Origin of the sequence: Ruminococcus sp. HUN007, from assembly GCF_000712055.1 — a bacterium.
GTDB lineage: Bacteria > Bacillota > Clostridia > Oscillospirales > Ruminococcaceae > HUN007.
Map to the genome: position 1 here is coordinate 2,235,432 of NZ_JOOA01000002.1, position 17,336 is coordinate 2,252,767.

Below are 17,336 nucleotides of genomic sequence, written 5' to 3' on the forward strand. Positions count from 1 at the left end.
CCGGAGGATAAAACCATGAAGAACAGAAAAATCGTTTCAGGAATAGTTGCACTGGGTCTCGCACTCAGTCTTACAGGATGCGGTGAAGTAAACAAGATACTTGAACAGGTTGACAACAAGGATTTTGACGCTGCTCTTGATATTTTTGATTCAAAGACACTCAAGGACAAGGATCTTGATACTCTTGCAGAAGGTCTGAGAACACGTATCAACACATATGTAGACAGCTATGCAAAGAATGAGATCACTTATGAAGAACTTGAAAAGCTCATCGATTTCGCTGAACTTCTCAAGGTAAATGAGATAACATCATTCATCACAGATATTACTGACGATATCAATTCGCTCAAGACTTCAAAGACAAACTACGAAAACGCCAAGAAGAGCTACGAAGAAAATGATTATATGCAGGCTCTTGAATATCTCGGTAAGGTCATTGAAAAGGACGGCTATTACTCGGATGCTCAGCTTATGAAGGACAAGGTAATTACTTCATTCAAGGACGAGATCACTTCAAAGGTCGATGAATTACTCGGCAAGAATGACTATATGGGTGCTGTAAGCTATGCCCGTTCACAGAAGGACAGACTCGGATTCTCTGAAGAACTTACTTCAGTTGCAGAAAAGATGGAAAGCAAGGCTGTTACAGCAATGGCTATCTCCAAAGCCACTGACTACGTAAGCAAGGGAGATATTATCGGTGCTCTTGATCAGATCGCCGGAGTAACAAAGAATTATGATATCAAGGATAAGACAGACCTTACAAGCTATATCAAGACAATGGCAATGGATGAAGTCAAGGCAGCAAGCGATGAGGAAAACTATATCTATGCTCTCAAGATCCTGAACAAGGCTGACGAGATAATTGATGATGACGAGATCACAAAGGAAATCAAGGATATCGAAGCGATCAAGCCAATATATCTCTACGATCTTACATGCACAACAAAGAATCAGTTTGAGATCGTTGATTCCGGCGAAGACCTTAAGGACAGCTTAGGAAACAAGTACAAGGCAGGAAACCTCTTCACATTCACTTCAGACAGCGGATGGAGCTCAAAGAATGTTGCAAGTGCTGACTATAACCTCGGCAAGAAGTACGGCGTGATGAGCGGTACTATCGCATGCCAGGATACATCTGCAAATGACGCAAAGGCTATCTTCAGGATCGAAGGCGACGGCGAAGTTGTATTTGAGCAGGAAGTAAACAGAAAGACTATTCCTGTACAGTTCAGCGTAGACATGTCAAAGTACGAATGGCTCAAGCTTTCTCTTTCAAATCCGGAAGGCGGCGAATGCAATGTCATTCTTGCTAACTGTAAGTTTGCCAAGCCGGGTGAAGCAACAGCCGAAACTCCTGCAGTAACAGCAGCTGAGACAACCGAAGCTCCTGCTGAAACAACAGCTGCTGAATCAGAAGAAAAAGCAGCCGAAACTGAAGAAGTTACAACAGCAGGTGAATTAGTAGAAAAAACAGAAGAAACAAAGGCTGCTGAAGAAACAGAAGCTGCAGAATAATTTACGAAGTTATGCACGAATTTGCTGTTTCATCAGCGCTGAAATACGGCCATAAGGGTACAGATACACTTGAATATATCGGTCTTACGCTGAAGAACGGATGCTTTGAACGCTCCAAACTCTATCATTTTGCGAAGAATGATTTTGAAGTCCATGAGGGATGGCGTAAAGAGATATTCGAAAGATGGCTTAAGCGCATCTGCGAAAACTACGAAGCGAAGATATGTGATTTTTCTGAAGCCGGTACTTCCGATGCACCGGCTTACAGAATGATACTTCAGTTCCGGAATTTTTTCAGCATGGAAACTGCGGAAAAGCTGATTTCAGAAGAATTTCCGGATGTGCCGTGCGAAATCAGGGACAGATGCATCAGATGTATGAGAGCCCTGAAAGAAGGACTCGGACTGAAAGAATCACCACTTATGCAGGTTGGTATCGAACTTGATTCTGATATGAATTTTAAAAGTTTCAAGTATTACTTATGCGTCGAGTGGACAGAGCTGCCGAATGATAAACTGGCGGAGGCTATGAACGGATCTGCGGATGCTCTGGGAGTATGCCGCGATACTGAACGCCTGGACAGACTCATACGGGATATCTGCACATGCTGGTACAGACCGACTTTTATAGGCATCAATGACGGTACAGAAGAGACGGAGGCAAAGCTCTACTTTATCTCAGAGATATTCGGACGCGCTCTTAAAACAAAGCCTGCCGAACAGACAGAACGCATAAGCGAGGTTCTGAATCTCGATAAAGGACTTGCAGAAGAGCTCATGACCGCATGGGAACAGGCACATTTATACTCGCAGGGCATTGCAGTGACCTTCGGTGAACCATCAGTACTGAGACTGTACCTGAGAGAACTGCAGGAAGCGTATTTCAGATAGTGGTTAATAACATAATGCAGGGCCCTCACAGCAAGAGAAAAAAGCTGTGAGGGCCTTGATATGTGTATGCGATCTCATCCTGTTTTTCACTAAGTTTTTGCAGCCTTAGCGGACAAACAACGGACAAACTCATTTTTTTATGCAAAAAGAAAAGCTCAGAAACAGCGTAAAAGCAGTGTTTCTGAGCTTTTTGATTTGGTGACCCGTACGGGAATTGAACCCATGATTCCGCCGTGAAAGGGCAGCGTCTTAACCTCTTGACCAACGGGCCATATAATAGCGGCAGTGGGATTCGAACCTACGACCAATCGGGTATGAACCGAGTACTCTAGCCAACTGAGCTATGCCGCCATTTTGTGCGCTGTGCATCACACAGCTTTTTTATTATACTATATTTCCGGGCGATTGTCAAGAGAAAATTGAAATTTTTTTAAATTTCTCGTAAAATCAATAATGTGAAATGAAAGCAATATGATGTGGAAAAATATGTATGGTCTAACCGTTTTTTTTTAATAATATAATGATACTATTTGATGTTTTTGTGATATGATTTTTATATCCGTTCGTTTTTACGCGGATTGTGAATGTTAATATTTTAACCTTTTCTGTATATACAAACGGACCTCTGATTTTTTAAGAATCAGAGGTCCGTTTGCCATTGTATTGCTATACTAAAGAAAGGAGTACCAATCAATAGATAATATCATTAATTAAGCGAGAATATAGTCTTCTGCTATTTCTTTTACGAAATCCGGCTCTACTATGTTTCTTACCAGTGTTTCGATGAAGTCGATTGCCTGATCACGTCTTGCTGTGAAGCTGTGAAGTATGGTCTCACGGTGTGTGTTTGTGTCCTTTACCATGATTCCGTATACGTTCTGCTTTGTTTCTTCATCTGTTTCGCTGAAAGCTGTGTAGATGAGTTCTGTGTTACCAAGGCATTCATTATAAATTGTTTTCATAGTTTTTTCCTCCTGAAATTACGTTTTCTTTTTGATTTTTAGTTTTTATTGATTGTTTTTTTATTTGATTTTGTTTTGCTGTTTTCTATGCTTTTATTATAAAATATATTTCGGATGATTTCAAGGGTTTCGCCCTAAGAGGTAGTCTTTTCGCCCTAAGAGGTATTTTTTCTCCTAATGGTTTCCATTTGCCAGTTATATATTATGACAAACAGTCGCATAAATATTCAAAATAACACGGTAAAGTTTTACTGTGGGATTATTTTACTGCTGGATTTTGCTCTTACTTATATGTATAAGAGGGGAAAGAAATACTATAATATAAAGAAAGAATCTGAAAAAACAGTGGTTTACAACCACATTTTAAACCATTAAGCCTTTGCAACCAACTATGTTGCAACCACAAACCGGCAAACTTGAAACCACGCGGGTTGCTCGCACAGAGAGAGTTTAAAGGTTTACAGAGCTACCTTTAAACCTCATTAAACCTCGGAAATGCGCGCCGCGGGAGATGCGAAAATAATATTGTAAACTGCAAAAATCTATTGACAACCCAAACGAAAAGAGATATAATTAAACTACAGTATAATAAAGTCAGCCGCTGAGTTGACAACAGATCGTGATCCGCGGGAGGAAAATATATGGAACAAACAGAACAGCAGTATGTTACTATAAAAGAATTTGCAACGCTTGCAAATGTAACAACTCAGGCAGTTTACAAACGACTCAACCAGACAGACAGTTCATTAAACAAGTTTGTAAAGTATAACGGAAAGATGAAACTTATAAGCAAGGAAGCTCTTGAGCTTTTTGCAGATGCACCGGTAAACCAGCAGGCGGAAGGCGACGGAGTTTATGAAGATCTTTCACTTCAGGCACAGACGAACCTGTTTTCATCCTATTTTGATGCAACTTTAAAGGTTCTGTCAGAACAGATAAACTCAAAAGACCAGCAGATAAAGCAGCTTATGGACACTAATACCGACCAGCACCTTAAGATGCAGCAGCAGCTCGAAATGAAGGACAAACAGCTTCAGGAACAGCTTTCAGCCAAGGACAGACAGATAGCAGACCTTCAGAAGCTCCTTGATCAGCAGCAGAGGCTTCACCGTGCAGAACAGGAACAGTTCAGACTGATCGCAGCTGATACAACCAAGGACAAGGAAATGAAAAAAGGCTTTTTCAAGAGACTGTTTCATAAAAAAGAAGAGGAAACAACTGAAGCCTGATTTAAACGTTTAAACTGAAATTAAACACAAAAACAAGCCGTTAACCAACTGTGATGCTGGTTGACGGCTTTTGTATTATAGTTTAAAACATTGTAGAACCGTTGTAAACACCGGATACAACTCGTATAACACCGCACAGATCAGGATATGTCTGAACGTTTGTAAACCCGTTGTCAGTAAGTATCTGTGATACGTCGTCCTCCTGGTGTATACCGATCTCATAATAAATTCTTCCGCCGGGTTTAAGGCAGTGTTTCCAGAAAGTTGTTATTACTTTGTAAAACATTAAACCGTCGGAGCCGCCTGCGAGAGCCATTTCCGGCTCGTATGCAACTTCTTTCTGAAGGTTTGCCATGTCTTCGTCTGTGAGATAGGGCGGGTTGGATGTTATGATGTCAATATCACTGAAGTTTAAAAAGTATTCCGGATCAAGAACATCACCGTTGTAAACCTTAACGGATGAGCTGTTCAGGCTGATGTTCATGTTAAGATAGTCAAGTGCTGCTGAAGAAAACTCTACAGCGGCTATGTCAGCATTTTTAAGGTGCTTGTCAAGGGCGACCGGGATACAGCCGCTGCCGCTGCACAGATCGAGAATACGCGGACAGGAAAGATTTGCAGCATCGTTTAAAACACATTCAACCAGAGTTTCAGTGTCCTGCCGGGGGATAAGAACCCCTTCACCAACAAAAAACGAAAGTCCGAAGAACTCCCATTTTCCTATTATATACTGCAGAGGATAACCTTCAAGACGTCGGTTTGCCATCGTACAGATAAGAGCTTCGTCTTCGTCTGCAACCGGTTTGTCCGGGTTTGCCAGAAGCGATGCATGGGAAATGTTCAATGCACTTTCAACTATGCATCTGCTTTCGAAAGTATAGTTTTCAATTCCGGCATTTTTAAACCTGTTTTTGATTTCGTTTAATACAGAACCTGCGGTTACCAAACGTCTTCCTCCTGGTTTTCAGGTATACAAGGTTTTATTGCTGCGATTGCAACTTCTATCTGTGAGTCATCAGGTTCACGGGTAGTCAGTCTCTGGATCTGTAAACCCGGTGCAGATATTATTTTAGTGAATAAATTGGTCTTCTTACCTGCAAGTCTGATGAGTTCGTATGCGATTCCTATTATAAAAGGAAGAAGAGCGAGCTGGATCCCGAGCCTCAGGAATATACGTGCTGCTTTTCCGAATTCAGCAAAGGAAGGAATGAAGCAGAATACGAATATACTTGTAAAGAGAGTGATGAAAATAAAGCTTGTGCCGCATCTCGGATGGAAACGAACCTGTTTTTTGACGTTTGCAACTGTCAGCTCTTCGTGCGCTTCAAGGCAGGCGATAGTTTTATGTTCTGCGCCGTGATATTCATATGTACGTTTAATGTCCTTTGACATTCCTGTGACGGCAAGATAACCAATGAAAATAGCTATTTTAAGAATACCTTCCGCTGCTGTTCTGAGTACCGTTACGTTTTCAAGCGGTTTGGTGCAGAAAGTTGGAATGAACTTGAAAAGGAACAAACTGATTGCCACACCTAAAACCATTGCGATACCGGAAAGAATACTCATAAGGTTCTCTCCAAGTTTCTCAGTGAGCCATTTCTCGAACTTTGTCATTTCTTCTTCTGAATCTTCTTCAGTCATTTGTTTTTCAGCAGATTTCATAAGGCATCTGTAGCCGGTAACAAGTGATGAAACGAAGTTGAAACTTCCTCTTATAAACGGTGTTTTCTTGTACCAGGGTGCACTGCTTCCGTTGTTTTCATCCCATGTTTCCAGATCAATAGTTCCGTCCGGCAGACGGCATGCCATTGCCCCTTTGTAAACCCCTTTCATCATAACCCCTTCAATCAGCGCCTGACCGCCGATTTTTGATTTGTAAACTTCTTTGCCCATGGTTACCTCTTTTCTGATTTTTGCAGATTCGCTGATTCGGATGAAAAACGTTAATAAACTCTGTAAACCAGCATGTTTATCGTTTCATTGTTTAATTACAGTCCGGTGAGTTCTGAGGGTTCTGTCGGAAGAATTATCTGAACAGTTGTGCCTACGTTTTCTTCACTTGTAATGTTAAGGCTGCCGTGATGCATTGTAATGATCTCATCTGCAACTGCTAAACCTATTCCGGAACCGCGTTTGGTATGGTTGGCTTTGTAAAACTTTGTCTTGATCTTCGGAAGATCGGCAGCGGGGATTCCGCATCCGTTGTCTTTTATGGTGATGGACAGGTGATTCTCATCAAGGTTGGTTGCATTTATCTCGATAAAGCTTTCGTGATCAGGACTGCTGGAATACTTGATCGCGTTGTCAATTATGTTGATGAATACCTGACGCAGACGGTTTTTATCACCGTAAATAAACGGAAGCATTTCCGGTGAGTTGTAGCTTATTCGTGTGTTGTCGTGACGAGCTTTTTCGGTGTAGATAAGTATGGCGTCCTCAAGTTCGGCAAGTATGTCGATCTTGGAGATCTGAAGAGTGAATTTTCCGTTCTGTATTCGTGAAAAATCAAGCAGTTCCTCGACCATCTGTGAGAGACGTTCTGTTTCACTTACTATAACACGGATCCCTTTACGGGTCGTTTCCTCGTCATTTTCCGAGTCGATAGTTTCGGCCCAGCCCTTGATGGCGGTAAGAGGCGTTCTAAGTTCGTGTGAAACTGAGGAAATAAACTCATTTTTCATTGCTTCAGCGGTTGACAACTCATCTGCCATATGGTTGATAGAACCGCAGAGCTGACCCAGTTCATCGTTTGTTTCAATCGGTATTCTGTCTGTAAAATCACCCATTGCAAACTTCTTTGCAGCGTTGTTTACTTTCTGAACAGGACGTACGATGGAACCGACGAAGTATATGCCCGAGAACACAAGCGGAAGAAGAACAAGCATGCAGCAGGCTATTATAAGAAGAATAAGCGATGTAATGGTGCTGTCGACTTCTGACATGGATACTACGACCCTCATAGCAGAATAGTCTGAGTTTTTGGCGGAAACCGGATGGGATACAGCCATTATCTTTTCGTTGTTTTCGGAACGGCCTTTCCAGTATCCGAAACCACCGGCAGCGATAGCGTCATCGTAGTCGTTCATTGAAACTGAGTCGTCCGGAGAAAACCCTGATGAAGTCAGAACAACTTTTCCCTTTGAATTTATCGCCATAAGTTCTATCTTATCCTTGTCGGAAAAGGTTTCAACCATGTTGCGTACTTCAGCCGAGAAATTCTTTGTCGGGTCGGTTGAGTATCTGCTAAGAACACTGGTGATGGAATTAAGCTTTCCTTCGAGATACTGCCTGGTTGCACCGTAGTAGTAGTCCTGTATAACATAGATCATGATGGCTGCAATTACAAACAGAATCAGTATCAGTACTGCGAAGTTGTTGAACACCCATCTGTAAACTATGGAATTCTTTGCGAGTCGTTTTTTCCTTAGCTTTTTCTGTGACTGCAAAAGTGGTTTAAAACTTACTTTTCGGTCCATTTATAGCCGTATCCCCACATTGTTATGATGTACTGCGGACTAGAAGGTTCATCTTCGATCTTCATTCTGATTCGTCTTATGTTTACGTCCACTATTTTTTCATCTCCGACATATGATTCGCCCCAGATATGGTTCAGAATACTTGTTCTGTCGAGAGCTGTGTTCTTGTTGTTCATGAAATATTCGAGTATCTGATACTCAACCTGTGTCAGGTCTATAAGTTTACCGTTTTTGGATACCGTACGGCTTTTGAGATTAAGCTGGAACGGACCTGATTCGATTACAGGAGGTTCGTCAGACTTTGTATAGCTCATAAGAACACGTCTGTAGATAGCATCTACTCTTGCTGTCAGTTCTGAAGGCGAGAACGGTTTTGTCATATAGTCATCGGCACCGATCATGAGGCCGCTGACTTTATCCATCTCCTGGGTTTTGGCCGAAAGCATGATTATTCCGAGAGTGGAACTCTTTTCGCGAAGCTTTTTACAAACTGTAAACCCGTCGATACCCGGCATCATAATGTCAAGAAGTGCAACGTCGAAATTTCCGTGTTCACTTTCAAATACACGGAGTGCCTCCTCGCCGCAGTTTACATCAGTTACGTCATAGCCGGCGCGTTTGAGATTGATAACGACGAAGTCGCGGATAACGTCTTCGTCTTCGCATACGAGTATCTTTTTCATATTCTTCTCCTTTTCAAGTGATTATTTTGAAATTGAACTGTATCTCACTTGCCGAAAGTTCAAGAGGTCCGCTGTAAACCGGCCGGCATACAAGATATACGGTGTCGCCGTTTGAGCTTATTCTGACATAGTCGGCATATTCCTTTTCATTGATTATACGCTGTGCTTCCTCAGAGCTGGTAACGCATATACGCATGAGAGGAGTCTGATTTTCAGGTTTTTCGTCGTATTTGCAGAAAATTATATCATCATTTGCTGTTTGAACAGTTACCTTGTCCTCCCATTTTTCAGGTATCATAAATGCATATCCGTCAGTAATGCTGTAATATCCGGAATATTTTCTGATAAACATATTGTTTTCAAGAATGTACCAGTTGGTCATATTGATCTGCTCGGTTTCCGGTTTATCTTCGTATCCTTTGAATACGGTATTTACAGGGATCTCAACTATTCCGTCCCCGTCGATATCTCTTGAAATGAGAGAAGAGTTTCTGACAGTTCCGTTTACAGGAGCGGAATCAGCGTTGTCAGCGGTAACGGATTCGAGTCTTATTGTTTCTTCATTCACTACAGGGCGGAGGATCTCGGTTATTATTGTGTTGGTGTTGATGTAGGAATCGAGATATATCGCTGTAGTGTTTTCACTGAGTTTTCCGTAGATCATCTGAAGTACGTCAGTTGTATTTTCGGCCAGCGTAAGTGCCGGGTTGGAGACAAGCTGGCCGTTTTCGTCGAACCATTTAAGCTGAGCTGTGTTACCTTCAGGAGTGCGGTTTATCATGAGCAGTTCGTTCATGGAGTCATTGTTGATATCGGTTATATCCATTGCCGCATATGTGCCCAGAGACATTGATTCTGTTTTCTGTTCATTGTTGCAGAAGAAGATACGTGCGTTTTTTTCACCCTGAAAACCTGTACCGATTATTACGTTTTTCATGTCAGACGCACCGAGCTTTGAGATAAATACACGTTCAACTTCGCTGCCGTCATCGGCAAAATCGTACATGGAGTCCCAGTGGCCGTCCTTCTGGTCGAGAAAGTTTATACGGAGCGCGGAATGATCGTTTCCGGTGTAGTTTGCTTTTTCGTAGAAAACTATAGCTTCCTCTGTAGGTTCGTCATCTATATCTGCCACAACGAATGCAGAAAGATAGGAGCCGGATTTCGGATATTTCAGACTGATCTTTGAGCCTTCAGTATTAATAAGTGCGTTATATATCTGTTCGTGCTGTTCGCTCAGTTTAGGGGGCTTCAGATAGGTTTCTATGCCGGATACTATTGTGCATCCGGTCAGGGATGCTGTCAGGAGCAAAGCAGCGAGCAGCGGAATAAGTTGCCGCTTGATACAGACTCCTCCTTTCTGTAAAAATAATGTGTAAAATATGTGATGGTCAGAACTGTTCCGACACACAATTTTATTATATCACAACGTAAACCCAAAGGCAAATGTTTTATAGAGAGATGCAGGATACAGCGTGCCGTTTTTGTGACAGGCAAATTATGATTTTTGTATGTTACTATTGTGATTATTATTGACAAAGGTGGGCTTAGTGCGTATAATATCTATAGATAAGCGTAAGAGTGTTGACTCAGGCAGGACCGGATCTGCGGACTGCACTTTAATAATGGTACGGAAGGAGGATACCAGTTGATATATTCATATCCAGGGTGTTTTTTTCAGCGGCCGGATGGTAAATACTGCGTGGTGTTTTCTGATCTGAACAATCTTGCAGCTTTCGGAAGCAGCTTTGATCAGGCACTTTCGAATGCAGTAAATCTTCTTGCAGGATATATTTACAATCTGATCATGAAAAAGGAACGGATCCCTGAACCGTCAGATATCCAGACTCTCAAGCCGTATGTGGGTGACGGATATTCAAGAGCTTTTTTTCAGACAGTGAACGTGGATGTGGACGAGTATGCAAAGTACTATTACAACAGTAAAACAGAAACAACAGTCACTCTTCCAAGGTGGCTTGAAGAATATGCCAGAAGAGAACAGATTGACATTTCAGCAGTGATCCAGGCATATCTGACAGAACGATATAATAAACAGCATACTGTATAATGGACTGATTAAAGATCCTTTTGTTCCGGAGACCGGAACGGAAGGATCTTTCTTTTACTTAAACGGCTTAAATTAAATTGCTTAAATTAAGTACGAATTCTCTAAATTGCTTATAGCAATTTGTGTGAAATTGCATAATTGAATTGCGAGTTTTTATGTGATATAATAAAATTCAGAAGAACGACCGCAGCTTGATCATATTTGATCAACCGGGCGGTCCTGATGATAGTGAATTGTAGTATTTATTTCAGGAGGAATTTAAGTTGAATTCAAAAGATTTAAGAAGATTCTGCAGCATGACAGCTGCGCTTGCACTTACCGCTTCAGTTTTCAGCATTTATCCGCAGGCAGAACAAGCTTCCGTTCAGGCGGCTTCCGCAAAGTACGAGTTTGAAGATGCTGAATTTACAGGCACGGTCAAAGTTGACAAGGATTCTGCAGCAAGCGGCGGATCAGTTCTCTACATGACAGAGGACGGAACTATAACAGTTAAGGTAAATGCTGATGCAGACGGTATGTACGACATCATTATGGCTGCAGACGGCGTCGGCGGCGGAAAACAGCAGAACCTTTACGTAAACGATACATCGGCCGGAAACATTTCAATAGCTGAGGGTTCAGGAGACTACAAACCTTTCACTGCAGCTACCGTAAAGCTTAACAAGGGAGAGAACACAATAAAGATCTCCAAGTCGTGGGGATGGACAAAGTTCGATTACCTTGAGGTAAAGGAAAGAGTTTATGAAACTGTTTCAGGAAGTGCTGTGCTTTCGAACAAAAAAGCAACAAAGGAAACTCAGTCACTCATGAACTATCTTGCATCCGTTTACGGTGAACATACCGTTTCCGGTCAGCAGGAGATCTACAAGTACGGTCCGCATGATTTTGAGACAGAATTCAAGTACATCAAGGATACAACAGGGGTTTATCCTGCAATAAGAGGTTTTGACTTCCTTAACACCAACCCTCTATACGGATCTGATGACGGTACAACTGACAGGATCATTGAATGGTGCACTAAGAATCAGTACGGAAACAACGGAATTGCAACTGCATCATGGCACATTACAGTTCCGAATGATTTTACTTCATATAAGATCGGTGATAAGGTAGACTGGGCTCAGTCAACTTACAAGCCGGATGAAACTGACTTTGACGCTTCAAAGGTATGCACTGAAGGCACAAAGGAATATGAATACTACCAGCTCTGCCTTAAGATGCTTGCTGAACAGCTTACAAAGCTTCAGGATGCCAAAGTACCGCTTATTTTCAGGCCTCTTCACGAAGCTGAAGGCGGCGGCGGAGAAACAGGCTCATGGTTCTGGTGGGGCAAGAGCGGTTCAAAGGCCTACAAGGATATCTGGAAGCTTACATACAAAACTCTTACGGAAACATACGGACTCAACAATATCATCTGGGAATGGAACGGCTATGACTATGCAACATCCGGAGACTGGTATCCGGGAGATGAATTCGTTGATCTCGTTGCATACGACAAGTACAGCTGCACAAAGTATCTTGCTGAAAACAACTGGCAGCCTTCAGTTCAGCACGATGATACGGCTGCAGGCAGCACATTCTGGAGCCTTGTAAACCTTACAGGCAAGACCAAGATGGTTGCAATGGCAGAATGCGACTGTATTTCAACTCTTTCGAACATTGAAACTGAACATGCTAACTGGCTTTATTTCTGCCCTTGGTATGACGGTGGTTCAGACAATATAAACTTCCTTTCAAACCCTGTATTCAACAAGAAGGAAGATTTAAAGGAAATGTACACAAGTGACTACTGCATTTCACTTGATGAGCTTCCGAAGGACCTATATACTGCCGGCGGCGCTCCGGCTCCGACTGCAGCGCCTGCAGAGTCAGCTTCGCCCTCTCCGACGGCTTCTCCGCTTCCTTCTGAAACTGCTTCACCGACAGTGAAACCGGATCCTGATGCTGTTACAGGCGATATTGATGCCGACGGAAAAATTGATATTACTGATCTTTCGTTACTTTCACTCTATCTCATAGGCGACAAGGATCTTAATGAAAAGGAGCAGAAAGCTGCTGATACAGATCATGACGGAAAGGTACAGCTTACTGACCTGGCAAGACTTCGTCAGTTCGTTTCAAAAGTGATAGCAGCACTTGACTGATAAACATTACGATAAACTACAGCAGAAGCCGCATCCTGTGGAAATATCCGCAGGGTGTGGCTTCTGCTTTTTGACTTTATCCGTATTGCTTTGACATGCCTGATGTGATATACTGAAAAAACAGAGAAAACCGGGAAAAGGAGAAAATGCTTATGGATGATATCAGAAAACCGGAATGAATACAGTTTAAACAGGTTGTTTAAGGTTGCAAATATACGTCCGGAATACCCGTGCACCAAAGTGGTAACACGGTTTTTCGACAGTGTTTCTTGTTTTCGGCGTTATGAGCGGATATAATAAAGATATCTTCGAAGATCGCACAAAAGACACAAACGAAAAACGTATTAAAAGGAAGGTAAATGATATGGAATTCGGAACAAAACTGAAAACTGTGAGAGAACAGAAAGGTATAACGCAGCAGACGCTGGCTGATCATCTTTATGTAACAAGACAGGCAGTATCACGCTGGGAATGCGGGGCGCGTTATCCGGACCTTATGACGGCAAAGAAGATATCGGAATACTTTGATATCTCAATGGACGAGCTTATAACGGGAGATGACTGGAGAAGCTATCCTGAAAAGCAGCCGGTCATAGAGAGCGGCAGGGCCGGAAGACTGCAGACAGCCGTGTATGCGGTGAGTGCAGTGCTTATGCTTATGTCAGTTATCGTAAGACCTTTTGTTGCCAGCGCAGCCACGGGAGAAAGAATGAGCGCGATAATATCGTCTGTTTTTACAGGAGGTGGCAGCTCTTCAATTATGGTCATAAGCACTCTGGCGGTGCTGGTAATGCTTCTTATATCGGCCGGCCTGATATACGGAACTTACAGGTCGGTACAGAAAACAGCTGACCCGAAAGTGTCCGGAGCAATAATGTGCAGCGCATTCGTTTTTCAGGCTCTGGAACGCCTGATCACCTGTATATCGACACGTAAAATGAGCATTGCTCCGGCTTCGCTTGTTCTTCTGGGTATATCACTGTTTGGCATAGCAGCCACAGCTGACTTCTTTTTCATAAGAAAGCATGCCAATCCTGTTTTGTTTTATATAGCAGCCGGCATTTCCTTTGCATTTGAATTCGCAACGGTTTTCAAATGCCTTTTCGGACTTGCAGATATAGCAGTAAATCGTGATGCGGCTATTTATCTGGCCATTTATAATTCAGCTTTTTCGTCAGCAGCTTTTTCGATGCTTTTCTGCCTCGGAATAGTACAGGCAAAGCTGATAATGAGAAAGAGAAAACTCAGCCTCAGACAGGCGGCCGGAAAAGTATCAGAGTCTGCAGTATAAAGGGAAACGCTGATTTATTCATAAATCAGCGTGGGGCTCCGGGGCGAAGCCCCGCAAATCCCACCTCCGGAAATCCGGCGAAGCCGGATTTCCGATATAATCAGTGTTTTCAAAGAATTACATGATCGGGACAATAAAGTGTGGAATAAAAGTCTGAATATAAGGAAAATCTGATTTTTCTGAAGCTGGAACTGCGGGATTCTGCTTTGTAAATATATAAGTTTTTCAGGTAAAAATAAAGGCTGTGCGGCGGGTGCCGTACAGCCTTTTAACATCTTCTTTAAATTCTGTTGAAAACAGAACTTATAATTATTCAGCCTTGTTTTCTTCAGCCTTTGGTTCTTCCTTCTTAACTGTTGAAACAACCTTTTCAGCAGCTGCTGAAACAGTGCCTGTTACCTGATCTGCGATCTTGTCGATAGCTGCGATAGCGATATCTGACTTCTTCATTGCTGAGAAACCTAAAAGGATAAAGAATACCTTTTCGATGATGTAAATGCAGTTTCTTAAGCATGAAACGAGCGGTGAGATGAACGGGATGCTGAATGAGCCGTAGCTGCTTGAATTGAAGATTCTTAAGAAATCACCGATCATGCTTGTAAGATCAGGAAGGATTCCCAAGAGAGATGATGCGATTGCAAGAACTACATCGAGTGCGAAAGCCTTGACAGCTGTTCTCTTGAGCCAGTCGTTCTTTTCAAAGAAGAAAACGTAAGCTGCAAGAAGGAGAAACGGTGTCTGTCCGCCTACGAGAATTGTGAAATAGAGAGCTGCCCCCATGAGCCCAACAGGTATGCCGAGAGATGTTTTTTCGTTGTTCATTTTTCTAACTCCTTTAAAATAATAATGTTATATTAATACCGTGAAAACGCCGGGTCAGAGTTTTCACCGGAATATTAACCGCTGATTATCTGATCTTGCTGCCGCAAGGAACAGAGTCGTCCACGAAGATGACCTTTGCGCTGCCGTCAGGCATATCTGAACAGCAGATCATACCGTTGCTTTCAACACCGCAGAGTACTGCAGGTTTGAGGTTTGCAACCAGTATTACCTTTTTGCCGATGAGGTCTTCAGGGCTGTACCACTGTGCAATACCTGAAACGACCTGTCGTCCGCCCATGCCGTCGTCGAGCTGTGAGCAGAGAAGCTTCTTGGACTTCTTTACCTTTTCGCACTTAACGATCTTTGCTACACGAAGATCTGATTTGAAGAACTCGCCGATCTCAATCTGAGGTGCGAGAGGTTCGGCTTCGATCTCAGGTTCTGCCGGAGCAGGAGCGTTCTGTCTTATAAGTGCGTTGAGCTCTTCGATCTCCTTGTCAACGTCGATACGCGGGAAGAGTGCTTCGCCTCTGTGAACTGTAACGTCTGCAGGAAGAACGCCGAACTTTGCAGCGTTTTCGTAGGAAACATCGCTTTCTGAAGCACCGATCTGCTTCCATACTTCCGGCATTGTTGTTGGCATGAATGCGCTGAGGAGTGTGGTCGAGATCCTGATTGCTTCGAGAAGGTTGTAAAGAACGCAGGCGAGTCTTGGCTTGTTTGCCTCATCCTTTGCGAGTACCCACGGAGCTGTTTCGTCGATGTATTTGTTTGCACGTGAGATAACTGTGAAGATCTCAGCGAGTGCGTTGTTTATCTGTGTGTGTTCAACGAATTCGTCAACCTTTGCACGGAGGCCTTCAGCCATGCTGATTAGTTCGTCGTCGAATTCGCCGGACTGTTTTTCCTTCGGAAGTGTACCGCCGAAGTACTTTTCAACCATTGCAACTGTTCTTGAAACGAGGTTGCCAAGTCCGTTTGCAAGGTCGGAATTTATGCGGTTTATCATGATCTCGTTTGAGAATGAGCTGTCCGCACCGAGAGCCATCTCACGGAGAATGTGGTAACGGATCGCATCTGCACCGTATCTTTCGCCGAGAACGAAAGGATCAACCACGTTGCCGAGTGACTTGCTCATCTTCTGGCCGTTGAATGTGATCCAGCCGTGAACAGCAAGGTGCTTAGGAAGCGGAAGGTCGAGAGCCATGAGCATTGCCGGCCAGATGATAGCGTGGAATCGCATAATGTCCTTTGCAACCATGTGAACGTCTGCAGGCCAGAATTTTTCGTAGTCCTTATGTGCTGTGTTGCCGTATCCGAGAGCGGAAATATAGTTTGAAAGAGCGTCGATCCAAACGTAAACAACATGCTTGTCGTCAAAGGTTACAGGAATGCCCCACTTGAATGTGGTTCTTGAAACGCAGAGGTCTTCTAGACCCGGCTTGATGAAGTTGTTTACAAGCTCTGTAGCTCGTGTCTTAGGTCTTAAGTAGTCAGTTTCTGTAAGAAGCTTTTCGATACGTTCAGCGAAAGGCGACATTTTGAAGAAGTAAGCTTCTTCCTTTGCTTCAGTGACTTCACGGCCGCAGTCAGGACACTTGCCGTCTTTAAGCTGTGATTCTGTCCAGAAGCTTTCGCATGGAGTACAGTATTTGCCTGAATATTCGCCCTTGTAGATATATCCCTTGTCGTAGAGAGCCTTGAATATCTTCTGTACTGTTTCGATGTGGTAGTCGTCAGTTGTACGGATGTATCTGTCGTAGCTTATGTTCATGTAGCTCCAGAGCTTCTTGAAAGTTTCTACGATCTCATCGACGTATTCCTTAGGTGTAACGCCCTTTTCAGCAGCTTTCTGTTCTATTTTAAGACCGTGTTCGTCAGTTCCTGTGAGGAACATTACATCGTAACCCTGCATTCGCTTGTAACGCGCGATGGAGTCGCAGGCTACAGTTGTATAGCAGTGTCCTATATGCGGATTTCCAGACGGATAATATATAGGAGTAGTGATGTAAAACGGTTTATTTGGCATATGATCTCCTCCGTAAAATATAGTATAACTTTAATTATAACCTATTATTGCGTGTTTGTCAAAAGAAATATATCAGTTCGTTTCTTTAGGGAAACACTGATTAAACCGGAAATCCGGCTTTGCCGGATTTCCGAAGGTGGGATTTGCGGGGCTTCGCCCCGGAGCCCCGCGCTGATTTATGAATAAATCAGCGTTTCCTTAGGTCCGGCGGGGGGTAAATGATG

The 17,336-nt window shown here is 43.0% G+C and carries 14 protein-coding genes and 2 tRNA genes; 6 read left to right on the forward strand and 10 right to left on the reverse strand.

From position 1 onward, the window contains the following. The first annotated feature begins 15 nt into the window (after positions 1–15). A complete protein-coding gene (locus CC97_RS14010; RefSeq protein WP_044975621.1) occupies positions 16–1,518 on the forward strand; it encodes an NPCBM/NEW2 domain-containing protein in 1,503 nt (500 codons plus the stop codon). Positions 1,519–1,529: 11 nt separating this feature from the next. Then, positions 1,530–2,408: a hypothetical protein gene (locus CC97_RS14015; RefSeq protein ID WP_044975623.1), complete on the forward strand. Its 879-nt coding sequence runs from the start codon at positions 1,530–1,532 to the stop codon at positions 2,406–2,408. A gap of 196 nt (positions 2,409–2,604) precedes the next feature. Here the strand turns inward: CC97_RS14015 and CC97_RS14020 are convergent. The 3 genes from CC97_RS14020 to CC97_RS14030 all read right to left on the reverse strand — a co-directional run bounded on the left by CC97_RS14020 (position 2,605) and on the right by CC97_RS14030 (position 3,370). Beyond that, positions 2,605–2,679: transfer RNA gene (locus CC97_RS14020), tRNA-Glu, on the reverse strand. Positions 2,680–2,685: 6 nt separating this feature from the next. Next, positions 2,686–2,759 (reverse strand) — tRNA-Met (locus CC97_RS14025). A 359-nt stretch (positions 2,760–3,118) separates the two neighbouring features. Continuing rightward, positions 3,119–3,370 carry a DUF6514 family protein gene (locus CC97_RS14030; RefSeq protein ID WP_044975624.1) on the reverse strand — a complete coding sequence of 84 codons (252 nt, stop codon included), beginning with the start codon at positions 3,368–3,370 and terminating at the stop codon, positions 3,119–3,121. Positions 3,371–4,011: 641 nt separating this feature from the next. Between CC97_RS14030 and CC97_RS19015 the strand changes: the two genes are divergently transcribed. Then, positions 4,012–4,599, forward strand: a complete 588-nt coding sequence (locus tag CC97_RS19015) for a DUF536 domain-containing protein (protein WP_049962922.1) — start codon at positions 4,012–4,014, stop codon at positions 4,597–4,599. 82 nt (positions 4,600–4,681) lie between these two features. Here the strand turns inward: CC97_RS19015 and prmC are convergent, their stop codons facing one another. The 5 genes from prmC to CC97_RS14060 form a co-directional block, all read right to left on the reverse strand. Then, positions 4,682–5,545, reverse strand: coding sequence for a peptide chain release factor N(5)-glutamine methyltransferase (gene prmC / locus CC97_RS14040; protein ID WP_044975626.1), 864 nt, complete (start codon positions 5,543–5,545; stop codon positions 4,682–4,684). Then, a complete protein-coding gene (locus tag CC97_RS14045) occupies positions 5,539–6,492 on the reverse strand; it encodes a DUF1385 domain-containing protein (RefSeq protein WP_044975627.1) in 954 nt (317 codons plus the stop codon). Before CC97_RS14045 ends, prmC begins: the two co-directional genes overlap by 7 nt. 95 nt (positions 6,493–6,587) lie before the next feature. Then, positions 6,588–8,075 (reverse strand): HAMP domain-containing sensor histidine kinase, encoded by a 1,488-nt coding sequence (locus CC97_RS14050; RefSeq protein WP_081850129.1) that lies wholly within the window; start codon positions 8,073–8,075, stop codon positions 6,588–6,590. Further along, positions 8,060–8,758 (reverse strand): response regulator transcription factor, encoded by a 699-nt coding sequence (locus CC97_RS14055; protein ID WP_044975629.1) that lies wholly within the window; start codon positions 8,756–8,758, stop codon positions 8,060–8,062. The genes CC97_RS14050 and CC97_RS14055 overlap by 16 nt, the downstream gene beginning before the upstream one ends. A gap of 13 nt (positions 8,759–8,771) precedes the next feature. Further along, positions 8,772–10,070: a hypothetical protein gene (locus CC97_RS14060; protein ID WP_044975631.1), complete on the reverse strand. Its 1,299-nt coding sequence runs from the start codon at positions 10,068–10,070 to the stop codon at positions 8,772–8,774. A gap of 336 nt (positions 10,071–10,406) precedes the next feature. Between CC97_RS14060 and CC97_RS14065 the strand changes: the two genes are divergently transcribed. The 3 genes from CC97_RS14065 to CC97_RS19020 all read left to right on the forward strand — a co-directional run bounded on the left by CC97_RS14065 (position 10,407) and on the right by CC97_RS19020 (position 14,261). Next, positions 10,407–10,826 carry a type II toxin-antitoxin system HicB family antitoxin gene (locus tag CC97_RS14065; RefSeq protein WP_044975632.1) on the forward strand — a complete coding sequence of 140 codons (420 nt, stop codon included), beginning with the start codon at positions 10,407–10,409 and terminating at the stop codon, positions 10,824–10,826. 263 nt (positions 10,827–11,089) lie between these two features. Beyond that, complete coding sequence (locus CC97_RS14070; protein WP_049962923.1) at positions 11,090–12,970, forward strand: glycosyl hydrolase; 1,881 nt, start codon at positions 11,090–11,092, stop codon at positions 12,968–12,970. A 364-nt stretch (positions 12,971–13,334) separates the two neighbouring features. Continuing rightward, a complete protein-coding gene (locus tag CC97_RS19020; RefSeq protein WP_156036919.1) occupies positions 13,335–14,261 on the forward strand; it encodes a helix-turn-helix domain-containing protein in 927 nt (308 codons plus the stop codon). Between the two features lie 309 nt (positions 14,262–14,570). On the opposite strand, the gene CC97_RS19025 is transcribed toward CC97_RS19020, so the two are convergent. Both CC97_RS19025 and metG read right to left on the reverse strand, forming a co-directional pair. Further along, on the reverse strand, positions 14,571–15,083 hold the full coding sequence (locus tag CC97_RS19025; protein WP_049962925.1) for a hypothetical protein: 513 nt from the start codon (positions 15,081–15,083) through the stop codon (positions 14,571–14,573). An 85-nt stretch (positions 15,084–15,168) separates the two neighbouring features. Next, positions 15,169–17,112 (reverse strand): methionine--tRNA ligase, encoded by a 1,944-nt coding sequence (gene metG / locus CC97_RS14085; protein ID WP_044975634.1) that lies wholly within the window; start codon positions 17,110–17,112, stop codon positions 15,169–15,171. Positions 17,113–17,336: the final 224 nt, after the last annotated feature.